The sequence below is a fragment of the Candidatus Polarisedimenticolaceae bacterium genome, assembly GCA_036376135.1.
Classification (GTDB): domain Bacteria; phylum Acidobacteriota; class Polarisedimenticolia; order Polarisedimenticolales; family DASRJG01; genus DASVAW01.
The window spans coordinates 1-25046 of sequence record DASVAW010000158.1; the positions used below are offsets into that span (position 1 = coordinate 1).

A 25046-nucleotide genomic window follows, 5' to 3' on the forward strand; every position below is an offset into this window, starting at 1 on the left:
GCCGGAACTTCAGCTCCTCGGGAATCATCGGGCCGGGGGGGCGCTTGCGAAGCCATTCGGACAGCGTCAGGCCGCGGACGAGCTCCATCGCGAAGTAGTGGAGTCCGTCCTTCGTCGCTCCCGTTTCGTAAAGGGCCGCGATGCCGGGGTGACGAAGGAGGGCGAGGGTCTGGACCTCGCGCTGGAACAGCCGCAGCGTGTCGGAGGAGACGTGCGCGCCGCCCCGGATCACCTTCAACGCGACCGGCCGGTGCGGATGCTGCTGCTCCGCCTCGTAGACGACCCCCATCCCGCCTTCGCCCAACTTGCGGACGAGCCGGAAGTCCCCGATGGTGCGATCGCCGGGCTGGTCCACCACCACCTTGCCGGTGGCGGTCTCCGTCCCGTCCGCCATCCGCAGCATCGGCTGGAGCCGCTTCAGGCCCTCGCGGACCTCGGACTCCTCGATCCCTTCGGCAGCCCAGTCGATCGCTTCACCGTCGAGCAGTCGACGCGCGAGGTCGAGGAGTCGGTCGTCGCGGGCGGACGCGTCCATCGTGGTTCGGGGCCCCTCGCGAAGACAATACGGACCGACATCACGGACCCAACGCGTCCTTGACCGTTGTTTGGCGTTTTGTTCGTGCCGCGGCGCGGCGGGCGCGGAACGGGGGCCGGGCCCCGGGAACGGGCTCGACCCCCGCGGTGCCTACGTCGTGAAGATGTTCGTGGTGAACACCTGGTTGTTGACGACGTGGAAGAAACGCGCGATGTCGAAGTCGGCCTCGAGCCGGGTCTCGACGTAGATCTCCGGCGTCGCAGGATCGCCGGGGAACGCCTTCAGGGCCTCGAACTCGATGGTCTTCCTCACGACCGGCATGCCGGGGGTGAGGACGTTGGTCATGGGAACGGCGATCGTGGTCCCGGTGACCGGCTTGGCGTACGTCGTGCCCTTGATGGTGGCGGTGACGTCGCGGTAGAGCGGCAGGCCCAGCTCCTCGGTCGGGCAGTTCGGAAGCGGCCCGAGCCAGAGGGTGAACTCGACCTTGAACCGCTCCCCGACGTTGATGTGCATGCCCGGCTTGTCGACGATCGTGGCGTGCAGGTGAAGCGCCTGCACCGCCTCGTTGCGGAGCTTGTTCAGCTCCACCCAGTAGTTCCACGCGATGTTGGGGAGCATCCGCTCGAGCTGCTCGACGGGGAGCATCTCGCGCACTTCCTTCTCCTTGACCGTGGACATCGTCGAACCCTCCAGATCACGAAAGGCGAAACGGCGAAACCGTGAAACGGACGAAGCGTTGAGTTGGGAGGGGTTCCTCGAGGTGCGGATTCCCGGCGGCGCCCGCGCGCGCGGCGCCCGGATCCGCTTCGAGGGGCGGGCGGCTCGGTGTTGCATGGCCGCTCTCGCGTAAACCCGGAATCACCCGTGAACGCACGCACCATAGCGCCGACGCGCATCGCGCACACGGGTTCGGGCGGAGATTTTTCTGCCGTGGCGCGGCGCCTACTTCAGCGCGGCCTCGATCTCGTCCAGCACCGCCTGCTCGGCGGCGGAGATCTTCGAGCCCAGGCCCAGGAACCCTCCGGCCGCCTCGGCCACGCCGCGGGTGATCCGGCGCATCCGCTCGCGCAGCTCCCCCCGCTCGTGCTCGGTCAGCTGCGGCCAGAAGCTCTCCATGTACTTCGCCCACGCGGTGCAGATCGAAGGACCGGGTTTGTGGTCGAGCCACGCCTCGAGAAGGTCGCGGCTGGGGGTCCCGGGGAGGACGCCCCGATCCTCCGCCGCCTTCAGGATCGCCTGGCGTTCCTTCGCGTCGATCACCCCGTCCGCCCACGCCACGCGGGCGAGGGGCAGCAGCGTCATCGCGAGCACGGTCTCCGCGCCGATCCCCAGGGCGAGCAGGTGATCGAGCAACGCGTCGTCGGCGCCCTTGATCACGTGGCGCAGGCTGTCGCGACGCTCCTGCAGCTCCGCTTTCCTGCGCATCTCCTCCAGGAGCTTGGCGTTCTCCTGAGCGAAGAAGGCGTCTTCGAGGGTTCGGGCATCGGGGTTGATCGGGGGCTTGGACATGCTGGTTTCTCCGGGCCGGAGATTCTACCAGCGCCCCCGTCAACGGCGGACGACCACCTCCAGGTACTCCCCGGGAACCACGAGCGACGTTCCTCCCGACCGATCGTGCCGGGCGAGCAGCTCCCGCAGGTCGCGGTCGAGCGCGGCCTGGCCGTCCGCGTCGAGCGCCGCGAAGGCGCGATGCACCGGTCCGTACCAGCGACGGAACACGTCGATCCAGTGCCCGGCCGACCGGTAACGGAAGACGAAGTGACGGCGCGTCGTCCCGATCTCGGTGACCGTGCCGCCGAACAGCTCGCGCAGCCCGTCGGCGGTCCCCCAGTAGGCGGGCGACCGCAGTCCCGGCGGGGGGGGGACGTGACGGCCGACGACGCGGAACAACTCGCCGATGAACCCCTCGGGAGTCCAGTTCGCGAGCGCGATCACCCCGCCGGGGCGGCAGACGCGCGCGAGCTCGGCCGCGGCACGCGCCTGATCGGGCGCGAACATCACGCCGAACGTGGACAGGACGGCGTCGAACGAACCGTCCTCGAACGGGAGGTCCTCCGCGTCCCCCTCGTGGAAGGCGACGTCGAGTCGCTCGCCGGTCGCGCGGTCGCGGGCGCGCTGCACGAGCGACGGGACGTAGTCGACGCCGACCACGTCGCAGAAGCGACGGGCCGCCGCGAGCGAGGCATTGCCGTTGCCGCACGCGACGTCGAGCACGCGCGAGCCGGCGCGGAGGTCGGCGGCTTCGCAGAGCGTCTCGCCGACGACCTGAAGGGTCGTGCCGATGACGGAGAAGTCGCCGGAGGCCCACATGGCCTGCTGGCGTGCCTTGATCTCCTGGAACGGGACGGAGGGGGCCTGCATCGTCTCTCCTTTCGGGGATCCGTTCGGATCGAACTCCTCCCCATCACGGAAAGTACCCTGCCCCGGGGTCATGGGACATGACCTCGCGTCCGAGGTGCTTGCCCGTCCGTCCGGCCCCCTCGCCGAATCAGAGGAAATAGAAGCTACTCGTACCGCAGGGCCTCGATCGGATCCTGCCGCGCGGCCTTCACGGCGGGCCACATCCCGAAGACGAGCCCGACGGTCGTCGACACCCCGAACCCGAGCACGACCGACCACCACGGCGCGGCGGCCTGGAAGTGCAGCAGGGCGCGGACGAGGAAGGCGGCCGAGAGACCGAAGGCGATCCCGACGATCCCCCCGACCCCGGTGAGGGTGACCGCCTCCACGAGGAACTGCGACGCGATGTCCCGGCGGGTGGCGCCGAGCGCCTTCCGCAGCCCGATCTCGCGCGTCCGCTGGGTGACGTTGACGAGCATGATGTTCATGACTCCCACGCCGCCGACGACGAGCGCGATACCCGCGACGACGAGCATCGCCGCCGCGACGCCGTTCGTGATCTGCTTGAACTGCTCGAGGCGTCCCGCGCTCGTCCAGACCGCGAAGTCGTTCTCCTGGTCGGCGCGAAGGCCCCGGCGCTGACGCAGGACCGCGGTCCCCTCCTCGATGAGCTCGTCCACGAGCTCCGGGCTTCGCGGGACCGTCGCGATGTGGATCGTGTCGCCGCCGCCGTTCTTGATCTCGGGGAACTGATCGTCGAACGCGGTGATCGGGATCGCGATGTAGTTGTCGACGCTGCCGTCGAAGAATCCCCCCTTGGGCTCGAAGACGCCGACCACGCGATACCCGCGCCCGTTGAGCAGAAGCTCCCGGTCCATAGGGTCCTGCAGGGGGAACAGCGCGGTCACGAGGTCCGGGCCGATCACGCAGACGCGATTGGCGAGGCGCACGTCGGCGTCCGTGACGAACCGGCCGTCCTCGACGAAGTGGGTGTTGGCTTCCTGGTAACCGGGGACGATGCCGGCGACGACGGCGCCGTTGGCCTCGTAACGACCCGCGCGCGCGGTCGCGCGGCCGTCGGTGATCCAGCGCTCGGCGGAGACCGCCTTCACGGAGGGGCTCAGCCGCGCGATCGCCTCGGCGTCCTCGATCGTGAGGTCGCGCCGGTTCCGATGCTCGTCGGGGATCTCGCCGTGCCCGAAACGCGGCTCGAACTTCTGGAACTGGACGAGGTGCGTGCCGAAGGCGGTGAACGAGGCCGTGACCTGGCGGTCGAAGCCGACGACGAAGCTGACCATCATGATGACGGTCGCGACCCCCGCCATCACGCCGAGGACGGTGAGGAAACTGCGCAGCTTCTGCTCGCGCATCGCGCCGAGCGCGAATCGGACGTTCTCGAGCCATCCCGACCCGACGCCGCGCGGCTTCATGCCTCGTCCCTCAGCGCGTCGACGACGACGAGATTCGAGGCGTTGCGGGCCGGGAAATAACCGGCGGTGAGACCGACGGCGACCGCCAGCCCGAAGGCGGACCCGAGGATGATCGGGGTGACCCGGACCGGGAAATCGAGGGCCGCCTGCACGCCGAACGCGGCGCCCGCGCCCAGCGCCAACCCCGCCGCACCGCCCCCCGCCGCCAGGAGCGTGGCCTCGAGGAGGAACTGGCGGCGGATGTCCCGCTTGCGCGCGCCGAGCGCGAGCCGGACGCCAATCTCCTTCGTCCGCTCCACGACGCCCACGAGCATGATGTTGGCGATCACGATGCCGCCGACGCCGAGGGAGACGCCGGAAATGAGCATCGTCAGCAGGAACGCGGCGGTGGAGATCTGCCGCCACAACGTCTGCAGCCCCTCCGCGGTGACGACGCCGAAGGGGTCGGGATCCCGGAACGGCGTGTGCCGCAGGGCGCGAAGGACCGACCGGACCTCGTCGGAGGCGGTCGCGACCCCCGGAACGCCGCCGCGCGCCTTCACGAGGAAATCGACCGTGTTGCGCGTGCCCCACGTCTGCCGGAACGCGCGCAACGGGACGAAGGCCTGGTCGTCGAGGCTGGGTCCGAGGGAGCGCCCCTGTTTCGCGAGGACCCCGACGACCCGGAACGCGACGCCGTTGAGGGTGAGGTCGCGTCCCACCGGATCGAGGCCCCCGAACAGCTCGTCCTTGACGTCCCAGCCGATGACCGCGATGCGCTGCGCGGCGGTGTCGTCGACCTCGGCGAAGTAGCGGCCGGCGGCGAGATCGAGGTTCATCAGGGCGCCGTAGTTGGCGGTCGTGCCGTGCGCCGTCACCCCGCCGAGGCGCCGGTCGCCCCGCTTGGCGGCGACCTGGGTCGTCACGTCCGCGGCGAGCGCCTCGGCCCGCGTGAGACGCGACGCCAGCACGTCGAAGTCGCGCAACGTGAGGTCCGGACGCTTCAGGGCCTCGAAGAACTCCTCGCGCGAGGTGATCACCCCGAACTTGGTGACGACGAAGACGTCCGGGGAGAGCAGGATCACCTTCTCGCGGACGAAGGCGTCGAGCCCCGCGATGACCGAGGCGACGCCCACGATCGTGGTCACGCCGATGACGACGCCGAGGAGAGTGAGCGCGCTGCGAAGCGCGTGCGCTCGGATCGACTCGAACGCCGCGCGAGCGAGCTCCCGCAGGACCACGGCGTCAGCCCTCCTTCGCGGCCCCTTCGGGGGGCGCCTCGCGCACGCCGTCGCCGGGCTTCAACGCGCGCAGCTCCCGGAACGGGCCGGTGACGATCGTCTCCCCTTCCTTCACCCCGTCGAGCACCTCGACGGCGAGCTCGCCGAGCAGTCCCGTCTTCAGCGGACGGAACGCGACTTTGCCGCCGTCGACGACGTACACCCCTTCCGTCTCCTCGCGCCGTTCGTCCTCGCGAACGACGAGCGCCTGGATCGGGACGGTGACGACCTTCTCGCGGAACCCCGTGAGGATGTCCGCCTGCACGGAGAGCCCGGGCTTGATCCCGTCCGGCGGGTTGTCGATGCGCACCTTCACCTTGAACTTGATCGCCTCGGTTCCCCCGGCCGTCGCGGTGATCGGGGAGTTGCCGACCTCGGTGACCGTGCCGTCGAAGGTCCGGTTGGGGTAGGCGTCGATGTGCACCCGCGCCTTCTGGCCGAGGGCCACCGACGGGATCGAGGTCTCGTCGATCTCCATTTCCGCCTCGACGACGGACATGTCCGAGATGGTCAGGAGCACGGTCCCCGGCTGGTTCTGCACGCCGATGACCGCGACCTCCCCCTCCTCGATGCGCCTCGCGGTGACGATGCCGTCCATCGGGGAGCGGATCGTGGTCTTGGAAAGCGTGTCGCGGACCCCCTCGAGGGAGGCGCGCGCCTGGTCGACCCGGCGCTCCGCGCCGAGGAGGGCCGCACGGCGGGTCGCCTCCTCGGTTCTCGCCCGCTGCCGCTCGGCCTCGGGGAGGATCCCGGCGCGGAAGTTCTCCTCGGCGCGGGCCGCGTCCGCGCTGGCGAGCGTGAGGGCGTGCCGCGCGGCGTCGAGGTCCTCGAGCAGGGCCTGCATCGAGAACTCGCTGCTGCGGGCCTGCGCCCGGGAGTTGGCCGCGTCGATCTGGAGCAGGAACTGTCCCTTCCGGACGGCGTCCCCCTCCCGCACGGCCAGTTGGGTGACCTGCCCCGCGACGGTCGCGGAGATATCGACTTTCTTCTGGGCCTGGACGCGACCGTTCGCGCTCACCTTGGCCTGAAGGTCCTCGCGTGCCACCTTGGCGAAGACGACCGCCGCCGGCTTCGGTCCCCGGCGCGACACCACGAAACCGGTCGCCACCGCGACGCCGAGCAACACCCCGACCCCGACCCACACCTTGCGTTTCATCGAGGCCCGACCCTCCGAACCTCAGTACGCAGCGAGTGTACCGAGGTTGAGGGTCGACCTCCGGGGAATGCGGTGAACGGCCCTTATCGACGGCTCAGCGGGCGTCGACCAGGACCGTTTCGGTCTCGCGGGCGCCGAACTCGACCGAGATCGAACCGGCTCCGATGTACTGCTCGAGCTCGACCGACCCGGGCCGGGCGGCCGTGATCGTCCCCCGGTGCGTGCGGCCGTTCTTCGTCAGGATCTTCGCCGCGCGGCCGACGTATTGCTTCGCGTCCGCGAAGGGGACCGGGGCGTAGCCGTCCCGCGTGACCGTCTCGGGGTCGAACTCGGACTTCGGAAGGGACGGGTGCGGGAGGGTGTTGAGCACGAAGGGGGCGGGCGACGGGCTTTCCGCTTCGTGGAGGGGGGAAGCCGAAGGCGCGGGCTCCTCATGCGACGCCCCGCCGTCCCGACTCATGCGGGCCTGCTCCTGCTTCATTTCTTCCTGCATCCGGCGGGCCATCTCGCCGCCGACCGCGCTCGCCGCCATCGTGCCGGCGACGACGAAACAGAGGCCCGATGCGACCGCCGGGACGAAGCTCGTGAGGAACGGCTTCTTGGCGTCGGGCCAGAACTTGACGGCGAAGACGATGTTCGCGAAGGGAACGAGCAGGGTGAGGAACCCCCAGAGCGGTCCCCCCTTCCGGAAGGCCACCACGATGAGCCAGACCGAGCCCACGAAGGCGACGAACCCCAGGAGCGCGCCAAACGCCACCAACCCCATCGCGGAACCGAGCATGGTCGACCCCTCCGGCGACGAAACTTAGGGTCCCGGGGCGGCCGGTCAAGGCGGCACCGGGAATTGACCCCGGTCTGTCGCGCCCGGCGACCGGTCGTCCTACCCTTCGCTCATGCCCATGAACCTTCCCGAACTGGTCTCCGGCAATCGCCTGACCGCCCTCGGTGCGATCGAGGCGGGATGCCGGTTCTTCGCCGGTTACCCGATCACGCCTTCGAGCGAGATCTATCAGACGATGATGGAGGAGCTGCCGCGCCGCGGCGGGCTCGCCGTGGCGTCTCCGGACGAGATCACCGCCCTTTGCGCCTGCGTCGGCGCGTCGATGGTGGGGCACCGGGCGATGACCGCGACGTCGGGGCCGGGGTTCTGCCTCATGACCGAGACGATGCAATACGCCGTGATGACCGAGACCCCGGTCGTGGTCGCGTTCGTTCAGCGTCTCGGACCGTCCACGGGGGGAGCGACGCAGGGGGGGCAGGGGGACGTCCTGCTCGCCGAACACTGCACGTCGGGGGGATACACCGTTCCGGTCTTCGCCCCCGCCACGGCAGCCGAGTGTTTCACCCTGACGCAGACGGCGTTCGCCTGGGCCGAGCGGCTGAGAACCCCCGTCGTGCTTCTCTCCGACAAGGAGGTCGGGATGACCCTCGAGGGGGTGGAGGTCGGCGCCCTCGACCGCGTCGAGGTCGTCGCACGGCGTGCGTTCGAAGGGGGCGACGCCAAGTACGCCCCCTACGGCCGGCCGTGCGCCGAGGAGCCGCCCCCCTTCGTGCCGGTCGGCGGCGATCTCAAGGTCGTGGCGACCGGCTCCGCGCACGACGCCGAGGGACGGTTGAAGAAGAACTCCGCGGAGGTGTTGTCCCTGCTCCGGAGCCTGCAACGGAAGATCGAGGCGCACGCCGGAGAGATGGAGCTCGTCGGGGAAGACCTGCAGCCCGGGGCCGAGACGCTCGTGTTGAGCTGGGGGATCACCACGCGCGCGGCCCGGGAGGCGGTCGGCCGGCTTCGCGCCGCGGGGCGCCGCGTCTCGTTCCTGCAGGTTCGGACGTTGTTCCCGGTCCCCGAGGCCGCGCTCGCGCGCGCGGCGGCCGGCGCGAGCCGGGTCGTGGTCGCCGAGGAGAACCTCACCGGCCTGTACGCCGCCGTGCTCGAGCGCCATCTGCCCGGCGTTCGCGTCGAACGGGTCAACGCGATCGGGGCCATGATCCCCCCCTCCGCGATCGTCGAGGCGGTGGAGGGCGCATGAGCGACAGCGGATTCCTCAAGCCCGACGCCGCGCTCCCCTACTGCAAGGGGTGCGGCCACGCCCACGTGCTCCGCGCGATCGACGCGGCCCTCGACGCCCTCGAGCTCCCCGCGCGCGACCTGTGCGTCGTGACCGACATCGGGTGCGTGGGGCTCGCCGACGCGCAGATCGACCGGCCGCACACGGTGCACACCACCCACGGGCGATCGACCGCGTTCGCCACCGGCATCGCGCTCGCGGACGCCGTGCTCGGCGCCGGCCGCCTCAAGACGCTCGTGATGATCGGCGACGGCGGATCGATGATCGGACTGAACCATCTCGTGTTCGCCGCGTCGATCAACGCCGACGTCACCGTGGTCGTTCACAACAACTTCCTGTTCGGGATGACCGGGGGCCAGCACTCCGCCTTCTCCCCCATGGGCTTCGTGACGGCGACGACGCGCGAGGGGAACCGCGTGCCCCCGCTCGATCTGGGCGCGCTGCTCGCCGCCGCTCGGGCGCCGTTCGTCGCGCGCGCCTTCGCCACCGACGGCGAGCTGCCGTCGATTCTCCGGCGCGCGATCGCGCACCCGGGGTTCGCGGTCGTCGAGGTGCTGGAGCTGTGCACCGCGCACGGCTCGCGACGCAACCCGCTCGGGGCGTCGCGCATGAAGGAGATCGTCGCCGAGGCCGGATACGCGCTGGGGGTTCTCCGCGACGAGGAGCGGCCGCATCCCCTCGAGCGCGCGGCGGAAGAGTCCGCGGAGGAGGGTGGCGCCCCCGCTGCGGTCGCCACGTTCACGGCGAAGCTCGATCGCCGGTACGGCGTGGTGCTGGCGGGAACCGCCGGCGAAAGGGTCCAGTCCGCGGCCACCTCGCTCGCGAAGGCCGCCCTCGCCTGCGGACTCCACGTCTCGCAGAAGAACGACAACCCCATCACGCAGGGGAGCGGGTTCTCGCTGTCCGAGCTGATCCTCAGCCCGCACCCGATCGACTACACCGGGATCGAGACTCCCGACGCCGTGCTCGTCGCCTCCGACGACGGCGCTCGCGAGCTCGCCCGCTCGGGGACCTTCTCACGGTGCGGCGAGGGAACCCTCGTGCTCGCCGACGAAGGGGTGGCGCTTCCGAACGTCGCCGGGGACGTGCGTCGGGCTCCGCTGCGCGCCGGTGCGGGGGCCAAGGGAGCGGCGGCCGCCGCCGTCTTGTGGTGGGTGGAGTTGACGGGAGCGATCGACCGCGCAGCCGTCCGAGGGTAGGCGCTCCTACGCTTCGGCCTGCGGAGTCTCCGGTTTTCCGCCTTCCTCTTCCTGCTTGTACACGTATTTGATCGCGTGTTTGAAGACGAGCAGGTTGGGGGCGTCCTCGCGGTTGACCTTGATGCAGTTCCGGTCGTACCACTCGATGTGGCCGCGCAGCTGCTCGCCACTGTCGAGCACGACCACCATCGGGGTCCGCGCGTTCATCTGTTTGACGTAATAGAACGCTTCGGCGCTCGTCGAATCCGGAGGAACGGGTCGGCGCCGCGGGCCGTGGTCGGGACGTCCCGGCGGGCCGGCCGGGGTCTCACGCGCAGGCGCGGAGGGGGCGGGACCTCCTGGGATCGGCGGGGCGGTGGCCACCCCGTTGGGGCTCATCGCCGGCCGAACGGGTGCGTTGAACTTCTCTTTCAGCTCGGCGAGGTTGGGACGAACGAGCTTGCGATTGACCATCGCGCCTCTCCAGGGGCCGGATCCATCAAAAACGCTCGACGCACTCGCTTCCGGACGTCACCGCCCAATTCGTCTCCGTCGATGGTGGCGGAAGGTTCGGGCGTTGGAAGCTGTCGGGATGTTACCCGTAGGTTTCAAAAAGTGCAACCCTTATGTCTCACCGCGTGACCTGGGACACGCGGTTCTGATATTTCGGCATCACGACGATGGTGGCCTCGCTTCGGGCGCGCACGATGAACGCATTGTACCCGGCCTCGAACTTCTCGTTCGAGAGCTTCTGGCGGACTTCCTCGCGTACCTCGTCGAGCGACCGGATCCGTGCGTCGGTCCGCTCCTCGACCTTCAGGATGTGAAAGCCGTAGGGCGTCTCCATGACGCCGCTGACCCCGCCGACGGGGAGGGTGAAGCTCGCCGTATCCAGCGCCTCCGCGAGGTCCCCTTTCGTGACCGTCCCGAGAAGCCCCCCCTTCTCCTTCGTGCCCGCGTCGGAGACCTCCGCGGCGATCGCGGCGAAGTCGGCGTCGGGCGCCGCGGCGCGGGCCCGGATCGCCTCCGCGTCGGCCCGGCGCGCCTCCTTCTTGTCCCCCTCGGCGAGCAGGACGATCTCCCGGACCGTGGCCTGGGCGGGGAGGCTGAATGCTTCGGGGTGGGCCGCGTAGTAGGTCTCGACGTCCCGGTCGGCGATCGAGATGCGGTCGGACACCTCGAAGCGGATCACCTCGGACGGCGCGGACATCTCCACGAGGCGTTTCTTGAGCTCGTCGGCGGTGATCCCCTCGGCGGCCAGCGCCTTGGCGAGGTCCTCGTCCGACAGGTTCTGCTGCTCCTTGAACATCTTCAGGTACATGTCGCCGACCTTGGTCATGTCGAACAGCTTCTGCGCCCGGTGGAGCAGGACCTTGTCGTCGATCATGCGCTGGAGCACGAGCGCCTTCGCCTCGGCCACCCTGGCGTCGAGCTCGGGGCCGGTGAATGCCCGGTACAACTCCGCCAGGACCTGCTGCTCGCGATCCTCGAGGTCGGACTTGGTGATGACGTCGTCGTTCACCTTCGCGACGACCTCCTCGAGAACCTCGCCGGCGATGACGCCCGGCATCGCGAGCGCCAGCGTGAAGAGGCAAGCCGCGACCGCCCGATTGCGGGATCGACCCATCCGAGTACCTCCAGCGTGGAATCGGAAACCCGAGTGCCCGGAGTCTAACAGCCGAGGGAACGCCGCGCTCACGACCCCTCCGGGCGATAGGGGAACGGGAGCCGATCCGGCCGGGGCTCCACGCGGTGGCGGCTCGCGACCTCGCGCCGGATCGTCCGCTCGTCCTTGCCGGGATTCTCGAGCACGAGGTCGTCGAGCAGCCGGCGCAGGGTCAACTCGCGCCGGGCCCGCTCGCGCCGCTGGGCCGCCTGGGGCCCGTCCTCCTCCGGGGCCTCCCCCGAGAGCCAGGCCCGGACCTCCACCTCCCCCACGCGGATTCCCCGGGCTTCCGCCTCCGCCAGCAGCGTCTCCTCCGAGACGAAATCGTCGAACAGGCGGCTGCGTACCCGGGCGTCGTCCGCCGGAGCGAGCGGCTCCTCCAGCTCGGACGGATCGAAGTTCGCCGCGACGTAGGCGTCGAAGTGTTCGGTGGGGACGCCCCGGCCGTCGATCACGAGGATGGCGTCCGCGGGGGGCGGCGACGGCGCGGCCGGGGGTCCGGCGGCCGGTGGGGTCGCGGGCGATCCGCATGCGGCGAGAAACACCACCGAGACGAGGCCGACGCGCGCTGCGATCATGCTGCCGCCTCCCCGAGCCGCTCGAGCATCTCGCGGGCGGCCCGGATGCGCTCCCCCGCCCCGGAGGGAGCCGGGACGATCATCATGCCCGAAGAGGTCCAGGTCCCGCGCTCCCGTGCGAGCAGATCGACGAGCCGCGCGGGGTCCAGCTGCGCGGCATCGTGGAATCGGATCTGGAATCGGCCCTCGACGAGGTCCACGCTCCGGACGCCGAGCCGGTCGGCGACCAGGCGCAGGCGCGCGAGGTCGAACAGGTGTTTCCCGGCGGCGGGAAGGTGCCCCCGACGGTCCTCCGTGTCGGCCTGCAGCGTGTCGACGTCGGCCTCCGCCCGCGCGGCCGAGAGCCGCTTGTACAATGCGAGCCGGTCCCCCACGTCGGGGATGAAGCTCTCCGGGATCTTGATGTCGATGCCGAGATGGAGGGTGGCGGGCGCTCGCTCGGGAGCCGCCTCGCCGCGCAGCTCCGAAACCGCCCGCTCGAGCATCTGCGTGTAGAGATCGAATCCAAGGCTCGCGATATGTCCGTGCTGGCGCGCGCCGAGGAACTCCCCCGCTCCGCGGATCTCGAGGTCGGCCGCGGCCAGCCGGAATCCGGAGCCGAGGTCGCTGAACTCCTGGAGGGCACGAAGCCGTCGCCGGGCCACCTCGGTCAGGACGTGCCGGCCGGGGATGAGGAAATAGGCGTACGCGCGCTGCTCGGAGCGGCCCACCCGGCCGCGCAGCTGGTAGAGCTGGGCCAGCCCGAAGCGGTCGGCGCGGTTCACCACGATCGTGTTGGCCGCGGGAATGTCGAGCCCGTTCTCCACGATCGTCGTCGAGACGAAGACGTCCGCCTCGTGGTGGATGAACTGGAGCATCACGCGCTCGAGCTCCCGGTCGTTCATCTGGCCGTGCCCGACCACGATGCGCGCCTCGGGCACCATCTCGCGCAGCGCGCGGACCAGCGCCGGGATCGTCTCGACGCGGTTGTGCACGAAGTAGACCTGGCCCTGGCGCCGGAGCTCCTGGCGGATGGCCTGCGCCACCACGTTCTTGCGGAACGGGATCAGGTAGGTCTGAATCGCCGACCGGCCCGGCGGCGGGGTTTCGATGATGGAGAGGTCGCGCACGCCCGCGAGCGACATCTGGAGGGTCCTGGGAATCGGGGTCGCCGTCATGGAGAGCACGTCGATTCCCAGCGACAGGCGCTTGAGCCGCTCCTTGTCGGCCACGCCGAACCGCTGCTCCTCGTCGACGACGAGCAGGCCCAGGTTGCGGAAGGAGACGTCCTTCGACAGGAGGCGGTGCGTGCCGACGACGACGTCCAGCTCTCCGGTCGACAGGGCCCGGAGGGACTCGCGCACCTCTCCGCTCGACCGGAACCGCGAGACCATCCCCACCTTCACGGGAAACGGCGCGAAGCGTTCGCGCAGCGTCTCGTGGTGCTGGGCGGCGAGCACGGTGGTCGGCGCGAGGAGGGCGACCTGGCGGCCGTCCATCACCGCCTTGAACGCCGCGCGCACCGCGACCTCGGTCTTCCCGAAGCCGACGTCGCCGACGAGCAGGCGATCCATCGGGTGCGGCGACTCCATGTCGGCCTTCACCTCGGCGAGCGCGCGCACCTGGTCCGGCGTCAGGGCGTACGGGAACGACGCCTCGAGCTCCCCCTGCCACGTCGTGTCGGGCGAAAACGCATGGCCCGTGGCGGCGCGCCTGCGTGCGTAAAGCTCGAGGAGCTCCTTCGCCATCGACTCGACCGACTTGCGGACCCTGGACTTGACCCGCTCCCACCCCGGGCCGCCGAGCTTGTCGAGGGTCGGCGTCGACCCCGCGACGCCGCTGTACTTCTGCACGAGGTCGAGGCGATCGACGGGGACGAAGAGGCGGTCGCCTCCCGAGAATTCGAGGACCATGAAGTCGCGGTTGAGCGACCCGCCCTTGGGACGTCCCAGTCCGGTGTACCGCGCGACGCCGTGGTCCACGTGGACCACGAGATCCCCGATCCTGAGGTCGCGGAAGTCGGAGACGAACGCCGCCTTCGAGCGCGTCCGGCGCTCCGCGGGGCGGGCCTCCTCGCCGAAGATCTCGCGCTCCGACAGCACCACGAGCGCCTGGGCCGGCAGCTCGAAGCCGTGGCGCAACCCGCCGACGACGACGAACAGTCCGCCCGGGGCCCAGGCCTCGGCCGGGATCGCACCGTCGTCGGCGGCGAGGGCGTGCGGCAGCGCGTACTCGCCGAACACCTCGGCGAGCCGCCTGGCGCTCCCGGCGGTGCGCATCACGCACACGACGCGCACGCCCCGGCGCACCTCCGCGCCGACCGCGCCGGCGAGCTCGCCCAGGCGCCCGGCGTAGGATCGCGCGCCGCGGCCCGGGAGCTCGAGCGCCGCCTCCACCCCCGCCGGCGGATCGCCGCGAAGCTCCTGGAGCGCCAGGTCCCACGCGTCCAGCCGCGCCAGCACGCGTCGTGGGTCGAGTGCGAGGACGTCGGGCGGAGGGAGGATCCGCGTGCCCGCCTGCTCGTAGGCCACGCGGCGCTCGTGCGCGGAGCGTGCGATCTCCTCGGCGACGCGCTCGGGCTCGTCGACGACGAGCGCGAAGCCGGGCGCGTGCTCGAACAGGTCGGTCGGGCGCGACGCGGTGAGCGCGGCGAGCGCCTCGAGCCCGGGGAAGTACCCCTCGGTGCGGAGGATCTCGAGCCGTTCCCGCAGGGGGAGCACGGGCGCATCGGCGCTGCGGGCCCGCGCGGCGGCGTCCTCGATCCACCGCGCGAGACGCTCCACCGCCTCGTCGGTGGCCGGGCTCTCGATGACGGCGCCGACGACGGCGCGGTCGAGCGCGCCCGTCGAGCGCTGGTGGTCCGTGTCGAACCGCCGCAGCGACTCGATCGTCTCGCCGAACAGCTCGATCCGGACCGGCTCCTCGGACTCCACGGGGAAGATGTCCACGATGCCGCCGCGGCGGCTGACCTCCCCGGGCGCGGCCACGACGTCGACCCGCCGGTACCCCCAGCGGATCGCCTGGAGGACGAACCGATCGGGGGCGAGCGCGTCCCCGACGCGCAGGACGCGCACCCGCGCCGCGATCTCCTCCGGAGCCGGAAGCGGATCCAGCAGGGCGCGGGCCGGAACCAGGAGGACGCCGATCTCGCGCCGGGCGAGCCTCGACAACGCGATGACCCGCTCCCGGCCGACCTCGGGGTGAGGCGCGATGTCGTCCCACGGATCCGCGTCGAAGGCGGGGAACATCGCGACCGCGGAGCTCTCCCCCGCCGCGAGCGTAAAGGCCGCCGCGAGGTCGCGGCGCCAGCTCTCCGCCGCCGCGTCGTCCGGGACGACCACGAGGAGTTGCCGTCCGGCGCGCGCGCGAAGCAGCGCGAGCACGACCGCACGGGCCCCCTCCACGAGCCCCGCCACCGCCGTTCGCGGCGCGCGCGAGGCCAGCCGCCGCTCGATCTCGAGGAAGGTCGGATCTCCGACGAGCGGAGCGAACAGCGCGTGCGCCGCGTCCATCGGAACGGACCCGCGCCCTCAGGCCCGGGGAGCGGTCGCTTCGGGGTTGTACCGACCGCGACGGAAGCGCCACCGCACGCGGGCGACGTCCGCCAGCATGTTGAGCGGGTCGCGGAAGATGCTGACCTTCGAGCCCGGCGCGTTGCGCCAGACGACCGGGACCTCGACGACGGCGAGGCCGAACTTCCGGCACAGGAACAGGAACTCGACGTCGAAGGCGAACCGGTCCACGACCATCTTCTCGAACAGCGGGCGCACGCGCTCCCGATCCATCAGCTTGAAACCGCACTGGGTGTCGCGGAAGGGAAGACCCGTCATGGTGCGGATCGCGAGGTTGAAGGTCTTGCCCATCGTCTGGCGGACGAGGTTCTGGCGGACCTCGACCTTCGACTCCGGAAGCCCGCGCGAGCCGATGGCGACGTCCGCGTCGCGCTCGCGCGCGGCGGCGGCGAGCGTGTCGTACTCCTCGATCGGCGACGAGAGGTCCGCATCGCTGAGGAGCACCCATCGGCCGTGGGCCTCGAGCACGCCTCGCCGGACCGCGGCGCCCTTCCCGCGATTCTCGGGCTGCCGGAGCACGCGGCCCCGACGGCCCTTGAGCTGGTCGGCGGCCACTCGGGCGGTCCCGTCGGAGGAGCCGTCGTCGACGACCACGAGCTCGCCGTCGATGCCGCGGGACTCCAGCCACCCGGCGATGCGCTCGAGCGACGCCCCGAGCCGCCGCTCCTCGTTGTACGCGGGCACCACGACCGTCAGGAAGGGCCGGCCCGCCGGCTCCGGATTCATGGAACGCTCCCCGGGATCGCCCCCCCCTGCTCGATGAAGAGCTCGTACGGCACGGGCGTGCCGCGACGGATCACGTAAAGGCGGGGGTAGCGCTGGACGTCGCCGTTGGCGTCGAACGCGATGCGACCCGTCGCGCCGACGTGGTCGCGCATCGCCGAGAGGGCGAGACGAACCGCGTCCGGGTCCGACGATCCCGCGTCGTGAACCGCCTTCGCGAGGACGCGCATGGCGTCGTATCCCTGGGCCGCCTCCGGACCCGGGGTCTCGCCGTATTCGGCCCGGTAATGCTCGACGAACTCGCGCGTGGGGAGCTCGGTCGACTCCGGATCGAAGTCGAACCGCGGAAAAACCGTCCCCTCGGCCGCGGACCCGGCCCGCGCCGCGAACTCGGCGCCGATCGCGGAGCTCGCCAGGATCACGCCGCGGAAGCCCGCCTCCCGCAGCCGGCGCGTGATGGCGGCCGCCTCCGCCTCGTAGGCGCCCAGGTAGACGCCGTCGGGACGCGCCGCGACGACCTCCGCCGCCATCGCGTCGAGCACCGCCGCGTCGACCTCGGTGAACGAGATCCCCGCAACGATGCGACGGCGCGGGCCTTCGAAGCGGCGCCTGAAGGTCGAGCGAAGTCCGTCGCCGTAGGCTCCCGCGACGGCGAGGACGGCGACCCTCGACAGGCCGAGGTCCCGGGCGAACTCCGCCATCGCGTTTCCCTCGAGTGTGTCCGACGGCGCGACGCGGAAGACGAACTCCCCCGCCTGGGAGAGCTCCGGCGCCGAGGCGGAGGGCGACACGAGGACCACCCCGCGCGACTCGCAGGTTTCGGCCAGGGCCAGCGACACGGGAGACGTCACCGCGCCGATGGCCAGTCGCACGCCGTCGCGTTCGATGCGCGCGCGAAGGACCTCGACGCCGTGCGAGGGCAGGGTCCGGTCGTCGTCGGAGAGCACCACGAAGCGGCGGCCGAACCAGCCGGCCTCCGCGTCGAGCTCCCGGCGCGCGAGCTCGATGCCTCGGGCCACCTTCTCGCCGTACGAGGAGGCCGCCCCCGTCGTGGAGATGACGGCGGCCACACGGACCTCGCGCGAGCACGCACCGGCGGCGAGAGCCGCGAGCGCGAGCGGAAGAGCGACGGCCTTCCTCACTCGCTCCGCACGCGTCCGGCGACCTGCAGTCGGGCTGCGGCCTTGCGGAGGCGGTGCTCGGAGCGCGCGCGGTCGCGGTCCGAGACGTCCTTGTTCTTCAAGGCCTCCTCCGCGCGGCGCAGGTCCTCGCGCGCGCGGGCCGCGTCGATCTCCTCGGCCGGCTCGCAGTTCTCCGCCATCACGCTGATGCGGTCGGAGAGAACCTCGACGAAGCCGCCCGCGACCGCCAGCCAGCGCTTCGCGGCCCCCTTGCGGTACTCGAGCTCCCCCGTGCCGAGCGCCGCCAGCAGCGGCGCGTGGCCCGGCAGGACGCCGAAATAACCCTCGGCCCCGGGGAGCACCGCCTCGTCGACCGGCTCGGAGAGGACGAGCCGCTCGGGCGTGACGACCTCGAGGGTGATCACGCGACGCCCGCCTTGAGTTTCTCGGCCTTCTCGCGCGCCTCTTCGATCGTGCCCACGTAGAGGAACGCCTGCTCGGGGAGGTCGTCGTGTTTGCCTTCGACGATTTCGCGGAAGCCCTTGATCGTGTCGGCCACCTTCACGTAGCGGCCTTCCATTCCGGTGAACTGCTCGGCGACGTAGAAGGGCTGCGAGAGGAACCGCTGCAGCTTGCGCGCGCGGGCGACGGTGAGCTTGTCGTCGTCCGACAGCTCGTCCATCCCGAGGATCGCGATGATGTCCTGGAGGTCCTTGTAGCGCTGGAGGACCCCCTGGACCGCGCGGGCGACGCCGTAGTGCTCGTCGCCGACGATGCGCGGGTCGAGGATGCGCGAGGTCGACGCGAGCGGATCCACCGCGGGGTAGATGCCCAGCTCGGAGATCTGCCGCGAGAGGTTGGTCGACGCGTCGAGGTGGGCGAACGTCGTCGCCGGCGCGGGGTCCGTGTAATCGTCGGCGGGAACGTAGATCGCCTGCACGGAGGTGATCGAGCCCTTGGTGGTCGAGGTGATCCGCTCCTGGAGCTCGCCCATCTCGGTCGCGAGGTTGGGCTGATACCCGACGGCGCTCGGCATGCGGCCGAGCAGCGCCGACACTTCCGAGCCCGCCTGCGTGAAGCGGAAGATGTTGTCGATGAACAGCAGCACGTCCTGGTGGTTCACGTCGCGGAAGTACTCGGCGACCGTGAGACCGGTGAGGGCGACCCGGAGCCGCGCCCCGGGCGGCTCGGTCATCTGGCCGTAGATCAGCGACACCTTGGACTTCGAGCGGTCCGACGTGTTGATGACGCCGGACTCCTGCATCTCGAGCCAGAGGTCGTTCCCCTCGCGGGTGCGCTCTCCGACGCCGGCGAACACGGAGTAGCCGCCGTGCTTCATGGCGACGTTGTTAATCAGCTCCATGATCAGCACCGTCTTGCCGACGCCCGCGCCGCCGAACAGGCCGACCTTGCCGCCCTTCATGTACGGCTCGAGAAGGTCGACGACCTTGATGCCCGTCTCGAACATCTCGATCTTGGTGGACTGTTCCTCGAAGGTCGGCGGCTCGCGGTGGATCGGCCAGCGCTCGCTCGACGCCACGGGGCCGAGCTTGTCGACGGGGTTCCCGATCACGTTGATGACGCGACCGAGGGTGGCCTCGCCCACCGGCACCGAGATCGGCTGCCCGAGGTCCTCGGCCTTCATGCCGCGCACCATGCCGTCGGTGGGCTCCATCGAGACGCATCGGACCCGGTTCTGGCCGAGGTGCTGCTCGACTTCGCAGGTCACGTCGATCTTGATCCCCGTCCCGGTGCCGTCGTCCACGATCCGGACGGCGTTGTAGATGGACGGAAGGTGGTCTTCGCCGAACTCGACGTCCACCACCGGGCCGATGACCTGAACGACCTTGCCGAAATTGCTCATCGGACCAAGCTCCCCGTCGTCAACCCAGCGCCTGCGCGCCGGAGACGACCTCGATGATCTCCGTGGTGATCGAAGCCTGGCGCACCCGGTTCATGCGCAGCGTCAGGCGATCGATCAGCTCTTTCGCGTTCTTCGTGGCCGAGTCCATCGCGGTCATGCGCGCGCCGTGCTCGGCGGCGGCGGACTCCATCAGCGCGCGATAAACCTGCGTCGTGACGTGCAGCGGCAGCAGCGCCTCGAAGAGCTGCTGCGCGGACGGCTCGAAGAGGTGTTCCTCCGAGCCCGTCGCCGTCGCGACCTTGCCGAGATCCGGTCCTTCGATCGGAAGCAGGCGCTCGACCACCGGCTTCTGCACGATCGCGGAGCGGAACTCGTTGTAGACGACGTAGACGGCGTCCGTCGCGCCGCTCTCGAACCGGTCCATCAGGAGATTCGCGATCTCCTGCGCGACGGGGTAATCGAGCTTCCGGAGGACGTCGGACCACTCGTGGCGGATCTTCGTCCCGCGTTTCCGGAAGAACTCCCGGGACTTGCGTCCGACGGGGAAGACGCCGGCGTCCTTGCCGGTCTGCCGGTCCAGGAAGGCGGCGCCCGTCTTCATGATCGTGCCGTTGAACGAGCCGCAGAGGCCCCGGTCCGACGCGATGACGACGACGTCGATCCGCTCCTCCGGCCGGACCGCGAGGAGCGGGTGCATCTCACGATTCGCGTTCGCCGCGAGCGAGTGCAACACCTCGTTCATGCGCCGGGCGTACGGGCGCGCCGCGATGATGCGGTCCTGGGCGCGCCGCAGACGCGCCGCCGAGACCATCTTCATCGCGCGCGTCACCTGCATCGTGTTCTTGACCGAACGGATGCGGCGCTTGAGGTGCTGGGTCTTCGCCATCGATCAGCCCGCCACGGTCCGCTGCGCGAGGAACTCGGCCTTGTGGGCCTGCACGGCCTTGCCGATGCGCTCGCGGATCGCGTCGTCGAGCGATCCCTTCTTCACGAGGTCCTGCAGCAGGTCCTTGTGGTGGAGGTCGAGGTGCTTGTAGAGGCCGGCCTCGAAGGCCTGCAGGTCGGCCACGTCGACGTCGTCGAGCAGTCCGCTCGTCCCGGCGTAGATGATGACGACCTGCTTCTCGACCGGCAGCGGCGCGTACTGCGGCTGCTTAAGGATCTCGACGAGGCGACGGCCGCGGGCGAGCTGGGCCTGCGTGGCCTTGTCGAGGTCCGAGCCGAACTGCGCGAACGCGGCGAGCTCCCGGTACTGCGCGAGGGCCAGGCGCAGCGTTCCGGCGACCTGCTTCATCGCCTTGATCTGCGCGTTGCCGCCGACGCGGCTGACGGACAGTCCGACGTTCACCGCGGGGCGCACCCCCGAGTAGAAGAGGTCCGATTCCAGGAAGATCTGGCCGTCGGTGATCGAGATCACGTTCGTGGGGATGTACGCCGAGATGTCGCCGGCCTGCGTCTCGATGATCGGAAGCGCGGTCAGCGAACCGCCGCCGCCGTCGTCGTTGAGCTTCGCGGCGCGCTCGAGCAGGCGCGAGTGCAGGTAGAAGACGTCTCCCGGGTACGCCTCGCGGCCGGGCGGACGACGAAGGAGCAGCGAGATCTCCCGGTAGGCCGCCGCCTGCTTCGAGAGGTCGTCGTAGATGCACAGCACGGCGCGGCCCGGATTCGTCCTGGAGGCGGGCTTGCCGTCCTTGCCGTGGAACTGGAAGTACTCCCCCATCGCGCAGCCGCCGTAGGGGGCGAGGAACTGCATCGGCGCGGGAGAGGCGGCGGGAGCGGCGACCACGATGGTGTAGTCCATCGCGCCGTTCTCTTCGAGCGTCCGGACCACCTGGGCGATCGTCGACTGCTTCTGGCCGATGGCGACGTAGATGCAGACGACGTCCTTGCCCTTCTGGTTGATGATCGTGTCGAGGGCGATCGCGGTCTTTCCGGTCTGCCGGTCCCCGATGATGAGCTCGCGCTGGCCGCGGCCGATCGGGATCATGCCGTCGATCGCCTTGAGCCCGGTCTGCAGGGGCTCCTTGACCGGGGTGCGATCGACGACGCCGGGAGCGATCCGCTCGATCGGCATCGCCATCGTCGTCGGGATCGCGCCCTTGCCGTCGATGGGAACGCCCAGGGGGGTGACCACGCGCCCGACCAGGGCCTCGCCCGCAGGGACCTGCATGATCTTGCCCGTGCGACGGACCTGGTCCCCCTCCTTGATCAGGGTGGTCTCTCCGAGCAGCACGGCTCCGACCGAGTCCTCTTCGAGGTTCAGGGCCATGCCCATCACGCCGTGCGGAAGCTCCAGGAGCTCGCCGGACATGCACTTCTCGAGGCCGTAGATGCGGCCGATGCCGTCACCCACGGTCACGATGGTGCCGACCTCCGCGAGGTCGGTCTGCCGGTCGTACCCCTCGATCTGCTGCCGGATGATCTTGCTGATCTCGTCGACCTTGATCTGCATGCGTGGCTACTCCTCGGCCATCCTGCGGCGCAGGCGGCTGAGCTGGGTTCGAACGCTTCCGTCGTAAATCGTCGATCCGACCTGGGTGACGGCCCCTCCGAGCACCGCGGGGTCCACCTTCATTTCGAGGCGCACCTTGCGCCCGGAGAGTCTGTCGAGGGAGGTCGAGAGGCGCTCGAGGAGGTCCGGGGCCATCCCCGAGGCGGTGGTCACGACCGCCGGAACCACCCCGATGTACCGCTCCCGCGCCTCCCGGAACATCACGGCGATGGTCGGGATCGCCGAGAGCCTCCCGTGATCCGCCACGGTGAAGAGGAAGTTCCGCACCTCACGCACGACCCCGCGCCCCTCGGTCAACGCGGCGAGGATCTGCTTGCGCTGCTCGCGGCCGACCGCGGGATTGAGGAACACGTCGCGAAGCTCCGGGGAGGTTTCGAAGGCCTCCGCCAGGGCGCTGAGGAACGTGTCCGCCGCCTCGGCGGCGCGTTCGTCGGGAAGCGCGGCGAGGAGGGCCCGGGCGTAGCGCGCCGCGAGATTGCGATCCTTCATCGAAGCCCCAGGTGGCGGTGGCGCTCGGCAGGTCGTAACCGAGGGCAGCCGTGCCTAAATCGCTGCAAAAGAGCGGGGAAAGTAGCACGGCGGCTTTTCGAGGGTCAAGCCGAGGCGGCTGCGTCCTCCGGCATCTCGACGGTGCCTTCGAACTGTCCGCCGGGGGCGATGACCAAGCCCTTGGTCTCGAGCACGACGTGCCCGATGACCCGTCCTCCCGGCTGGATCTCGAGACGCTCGCGGACGTGGAGCGTTCCGCGAACGACGCCGGCGACGCACAACGTCGCCACGCGAAGCTCCTGCGACTCGATCACGCCGTGCGGTCCGACGATGAGCGCGGAAGACGATTCGATCTTGCCGCGAATCTCGCCGTCGACGCGAAGGACTCCTCGGACGTTCAGGTCGCCCTCGAGGAGGGTGCCTTCGCCGAGGAAGCCGAGGATCTCGTCGGGAGCCGCTTCGTTCCGGGTCTTTCGTCCGAGCATGCCGTACTGCGTTGCCAGATGCGTACCAGGGAATTCGATTGAGGGAATCGGCTTTATCTCGGTGCGGCTTACGGCCCGGGGCGATCGGTCACGGAATTGTAGTGTCTGACTTCAGCCGACGAAATTGTCGGCGACACCTATGCGCCGACATTTGTGTCGGCATACTTCACTAGCAGACATAATTGTCGGCAGATTGCATTTGCCGACCATTCTGTCGGCGAGTCACGCCGACGGTGGATTGCGGCGGCGGCCGGCGTCGAAGAGGAGGTTGTAGAGACGATCGAGCTCTTCCGGCCCGAAATAGTGCAGCTCGAGCCGACCCCCCTTCCCCCGCCCCACGATCCGGACGCGGGTGCCGAGGACGCGCTCGAGCTTCTGCTCGGCCGCGGCGACGTTCGGGTCTTTCCGCGTCGCGACGGTCTTCCTCGCCGAAGCCGCCCCTTCGCGGCTCTGGCGGGTGACCCACGCTTCCACCTGGCGAACGGACCAGCCTTCCTTTTCGACCCGCTCGGCGAGCTCGATCTGCGCGTTGGGCGTCGCGAGACCCAGGATCGCTCTCGCCTGCCCCATCGAGAGTTTTCCCCGTCGAACGCGTTCCTGGACCTGCCGGGGCAGCTGCAGGAGCCGGAGCACGTTCGTGACCGTGACCCGGCTCTTCCCCACGCGGTCCGCGACCGCCTCCTGCGTCAACCCGAGGTCCTGAAGGAGCACCTGGTACGCCTGCGCCTCCTCGATCGCATTGAGCTCCGCGCGCTGGACGTTCTCGATCAAGGCCAGCTCGAGGAGCCGCGCGTCCGGGACATCCCGCACGACGGCGGGGATCCGGTGCAGCCCCGCGCGCTGGGCGGCCCGCCAGCGTCGCTCGCCGGCGATCAGCTCGAAGTGCCCATCGCCACGGGGTCGGACGACGACCGGCTGGATCAGCCCTTGGGACTTGAGGGACTGCGTGAGCTCGGCCAGCGCCTCCTCGTCGAAATCCTGACGAGGCTGTCTGGGGTTGGGGTGGATCCGATCGATGTCGATGTGGCTCTCGCCGGAGGGGACCCCACGGGTCTTCGTGTCGGGGGCCGCGGCAGCCGGAACGCCCGGTGTCGGGGGGGCGGGACGTGGTGCTTGGGGGATGAGGCTACCGAGGCCCTTCCCCAATGCCTTGCGCTTCATGTTCGAGGAACTCCTTGGCGAGATTCAGGTACGCCTCCGCCCCTTTGGAGCGGATGTCGTACAGGAAGATCGGCTTGCCGTGGCTCGGCGCCTCGCCCAGACGGATGTTGCGAGGGACCACCGTGCGAAAGACGCGATCGCCGAAGACCGCCCGAACTTCGTCGACGACTTGTCTCGAGAGGTTGGTCCGCTCGTCGTACATCGTCATGAGGACACCCCCCACCGTGAGGGCCGGATTCAGGACCTCTCGGATTCGATCCAGCGTATCCATCAGCTGCGCGATCCCCTCGAGGGCGAGGTATTCGCACTGGACGGGAATGAGGACCGCATCCGCCGCCGTCAGCGCATTCACCGTCAGCAATCCGAGGGACGGAGGGCAATCCAGGAAGACGTGATCGTAGGCGTCCCGAACGCCTCCGAGCGAACCACGCAGCCGGTACTCCCGTCGCTCGGCGTCCACGAGCTCCACCTCCGCTCCGATGAGGTGTCGGTCCGACGGGACGAGGGCGAGGCAGGGGAGACCGGGAACGGGAACGGCCAGCGAGGCCAGTTCGGCGTCGCCGACAAGCGCGTCGTAGAGCGACGCCCGCTCGGCGTCTTCCGGGAAACCCAGCGCGCGGGTGGAGTTGGCCTGGGGATCGGCATCCACCAGGAGAGTCCGGCGCTCGGCGATCGCGAGGGCGGCGGCGAGGCTCACCGCCGTCGTGGTCTTCCCGACCCCGCCTTTCTGATTGACGATCGCGATGACTTTGCCCAACGACGCTCCCGGGCCGCGGAATCTAGCACGAGCACGGCGTTCCACGTGGAACACGGGACCCGCGTGCTCGAGGCGGGGAGTTCCACGTGGAACGTCGGCACGCCACGCGAGCCGCTGCCGAGGCCGCTCATGTTTTTCTTTTAATTCTTAAAGTTTGAGGAGGGTGGAGCGG

General features: G+C 70.0%; 24 protein-coding genes. 2 read left to right on the plus strand and 22 right to left on the minus strand.

The window, feature by feature from the left end; translation table 11 throughout:
* The 8 genes from VF139_16610 to VF139_16645 all read right to left on the minus strand — a co-directional run.
* The coding region (locus VF139_16610) for a protein kinase (protein HEX6853019.1) at positions 1-535 on the minus strand (535 nt) is incomplete at its 3' end.
* A 150-nt stretch (positions 536-685) separates the two neighbouring features.
* Complete coding sequence (locus VF139_16615) at positions 686-1216, minus strand: hypothetical protein (protein ID HEX6853020.1); 531 nt, start codon at positions 1214-1216, stop codon at positions 686-688.
* 264 nt (positions 1217-1480) lie between these two features.
* Complete coding sequence (locus tag VF139_16620; protein ID HEX6853021.1) at positions 1481-2047, minus strand: hypothetical protein; 567 nt, start codon at positions 2045-2047, stop codon at positions 1481-1483.
* A 39-nt stretch (positions 2048-2086) separates the two neighbouring features.
* Positions 2087-2899: a class I SAM-dependent methyltransferase gene (locus VF139_16625; protein HEX6853022.1), complete on the minus strand. Its 813-nt coding sequence runs from the start codon at positions 2897-2899 to the stop codon at positions 2087-2089.
* A gap of 143 nt (positions 2900-3042) precedes the next feature.
* Positions 3043-4308, minus strand: a complete 1266-nt coding sequence (locus tag VF139_16630; protein ID HEX6853023.1) for an ABC transporter permease — start codon at positions 4306-4308, stop codon at positions 3043-3045.
* Positions 4305-5528, minus strand: a complete 1224-nt coding sequence (locus tag VF139_16635) for an ABC transporter permease (GenBank protein ID HEX6853024.1) — start codon at positions 5526-5528, stop codon at positions 4305-4307. The genes VF139_16630 and VF139_16635 overlap by 4 nt, the downstream gene beginning before the upstream one ends.
* A gap of 4 nt (positions 5529-5532) precedes the next feature.
* The gene (locus VF139_16640) at positions 5533-6723 is read right to left on the minus strand and encodes an efflux RND transporter periplasmic adaptor subunit (GenBank protein ID HEX6853025.1); all 1191 of its coding nucleotides are present in this window, start codon (positions 6721-6723) and stop codon (positions 5533-5535) included.
* Between the two features lie 94 nt (positions 6724-6817).
* Positions 6818-7504, minus strand: a complete 687-nt coding sequence (locus tag VF139_16645; protein ID HEX6853026.1) for a hypothetical protein — start codon at positions 7502-7504, stop codon at positions 6818-6820.
* A gap of 118 nt (positions 7505-7622) precedes the next feature.
* On the opposite strand from VF139_16645, the gene VF139_16650 reads away from it, so the two are divergent.
* Positions 7623-8750 (plus strand): transketolase C-terminal domain-containing protein, encoded by a 1128-nt coding sequence (locus VF139_16650; GenBank protein HEX6853027.1) that lies wholly within the window; start codon positions 7623-7625, stop codon positions 8748-8750.
* Positions 8747-9988 carry a thiamine pyrophosphate-dependent enzyme gene (locus tag VF139_16655; GenBank protein HEX6853028.1) on the plus strand — a complete coding sequence of 414 codons (1242 nt, stop codon included), beginning with the start codon at positions 8747-8749 and terminating at the stop codon, positions 9986-9988. The genes VF139_16650 and VF139_16655 overlap by 4 nt, the downstream gene beginning before the upstream one ends.
* Positions 9989-9994: 6 nt before the next feature.
* On the opposite strand, the gene VF139_16660 is transcribed toward VF139_16655, so the two are convergent.
* The 14 genes from VF139_16660 to VF139_16725 form a co-directional block, all read right to left on the minus strand.
* Positions 9995-10195, minus strand: coding sequence for an RNA chaperone Hfq (locus VF139_16660; protein ID HEX6853029.1), 201 nt, complete (start codon positions 10193-10195; stop codon positions 9995-9997).
* A gap of 403 nt (positions 10196-10598) precedes the next feature.
* The gene (locus VF139_16665; GenBank protein HEX6853030.1) at positions 10599-11594 is read right to left on the minus strand and encodes a peptidyl-prolyl cis-trans isomerase; all 996 of its coding nucleotides are present in this window, start codon (positions 11592-11594) and stop codon (positions 10599-10601) included.
* Between the two features lie 68 nt (positions 11595-11662).
* Positions 11663-12211, minus strand: a complete 549-nt coding sequence (locus VF139_16670) for a hypothetical protein (protein HEX6853031.1) — start codon at positions 12209-12211, stop codon at positions 11663-11665.
* Complete coding sequence (gene mfd / locus VF139_16675; GenBank protein HEX6853032.1) at positions 12208-15702, minus strand: transcription-repair coupling factor; 3495 nt, start codon at positions 15700-15702, stop codon at positions 12208-12210. Before mfd ends, VF139_16670 begins: the two co-directional genes overlap by 4 nt.
* Positions 15703-15720: 18 nt before the next feature.
* Entirely contained in the window at positions 15721-16488 is a 768-nt protein-coding gene (locus tag VF139_16680) for a dolichyl-phosphate beta-glucosyltransferase (protein HEX6853033.1), read from the minus strand.
* The gene (locus VF139_16685) at positions 16485-17627 is read right to left on the minus strand and encodes an ABC transporter substrate-binding protein (protein ID HEX6853034.1); all 1143 of its coding nucleotides are present in this window, start codon (positions 17625-17627) and stop codon (positions 16485-16487) included. Before VF139_16685 ends, VF139_16680 begins: the two co-directional genes overlap by 4 nt.
* Positions 17624-18031: a F0F1 ATP synthase subunit epsilon gene (locus VF139_16690; GenBank protein HEX6853035.1), complete on the minus strand. Its 408-nt coding sequence runs from the start codon at positions 18029-18031 to the stop codon at positions 17624-17626. Before VF139_16690 ends, VF139_16685 begins: the two co-directional genes overlap by 4 nt.
* Positions 18028-19470, minus strand: coding sequence for a F0F1 ATP synthase subunit beta (gene atpD, locus VF139_16695; GenBank protein HEX6853036.1), 1443 nt, complete (start codon positions 19468-19470; stop codon positions 18028-18030). The genes VF139_16690 and atpD overlap by 4 nt, the downstream gene beginning before the upstream one ends.
* A gap of 19 nt (positions 19471-19489) precedes the next feature.
* Entirely contained in the window at positions 19490-20356 is an 867-nt protein-coding gene (gene atpG / locus VF139_16700) for an ATP synthase F1 subunit gamma (protein HEX6853037.1), read from the minus strand.
* Positions 20357-20359: 3 nt separating this feature from the next.
* Entirely contained in the window at positions 20360-21922 is a 1563-nt protein-coding gene (gene atpA / locus VF139_16705) for a F0F1 ATP synthase subunit alpha (GenBank protein HEX6853038.1), read from the minus strand.
* Positions 21923-21928: 6 nt separating this feature from the next.
* Complete coding sequence (atpH, locus tag VF139_16710) at positions 21929-22471, minus strand: ATP synthase F1 subunit delta (protein HEX6853039.1); 543 nt, start codon at positions 22469-22471, stop codon at positions 21929-21931.
* A 104-nt stretch (positions 22472-22575) separates the two neighbouring features.
* Positions 22576-22956, minus strand: a complete 381-nt coding sequence (locus tag VF139_16715; GenBank protein ID HEX6853040.1) for a polymer-forming cytoskeletal protein — start codon at positions 22954-22956, stop codon at positions 22576-22578.
* Positions 22957-23178: 222 nt separating this feature from the next.
* Positions 23179-24117, minus strand: a complete 939-nt coding sequence (locus VF139_16720) for a ParB/RepB/Spo0J family partition protein (protein ID HEX6853041.1) — start codon at positions 24115-24117, stop codon at positions 23179-23181.
* Entirely contained in the window at positions 24083-24874 is a 792-nt protein-coding gene (locus VF139_16725) for a ParA family protein (GenBank protein ID HEX6853042.1), read from the minus strand. The genes VF139_16720 and VF139_16725 overlap by 35 nt, the downstream gene beginning before the upstream one ends.
* Between the last annotated feature and the right edge of the window lie 172 nt (positions 24875-25046).